Origin of the sequence: Falsiroseomonas oryziterrae, assembly GCF_021864505.1 — a bacterium.
GTDB lineage: Bacteria > Pseudomonadota > Alphaproteobacteria > Acetobacterales > Acetobacteraceae > Falsiroseomonas > Falsiroseomonas oryziterrae.
Genome location: NZ_JAKJIB010000712.1, coordinates 1 through 557 on the forward strand (window position 1 = coordinate 1; position 557 = coordinate 557).

Sequence of the window (557 nt, forward strand, 5' to 3'; positions counted from 1 at the left end):
CCGATCCCGCCCGCGGCCCCGCCGTCAGCCGTCGACGGCAGGCCGTGCCGCGCCGCCCGTCACTCGGCCCGCGCGACCCAGATCACCGCCGTGGCGGCCCACAGCACGAGGGCCAGCACGCCCACGCGCTCGGCATGCCAGAGCAGGCGGCGGCGCAGCACTTCCCGCAGGAGGTGCTGCACTTCCTGCTTCGACTTGCGGTGGATCACCTCGGGGCGCCACTCCTTCAGCACCGCCCAGGCCTCGCTGTGGCGCATGTCGCGCCGCGGCGCGCGCCAGGCCGCGATGACCATCGCGCCGGCCGTCACCGCGGCGAGGTCGGCGCCGCTCCGCAGCGCGAGCGCGAGGTCGAAGGAGAGCGACAGCATCACCATCCCGACGGCGAGGCCGGCGAAGCCGAGCCCCCGCCTGATGCAGCGATCCGTCACCACCTCCATCGCGTCCATCGACTCACCTCGCGCGCCGTCGCGCGGTCAACATGCCAGCAGCCGGATGAGCGCGCACGTGAAGAACGCTGGCGGCCGGACGGGCGTTGCCGGGCGCGGCGTCGGCGCCGG

The 557-nt window shown here is 75.4% G+C and carries 1 protein-coding gene; it reads right to left on the reverse strand.

Translation table 11 applies throughout. From position 1 onward, the window contains the following. Positions 1-59 precede the first annotated feature (59 nt). The gene (locus L2I40_RS24280) at positions 60-446 is read right to left on the reverse strand and encodes a hypothetical protein (RefSeq protein ID WP_237217886.1); all 387 of its coding nucleotides are present in this window, start codon (positions 444-446) and stop codon (positions 60-62) included. Positions 447-557 lie beyond the last annotated feature (111 nt).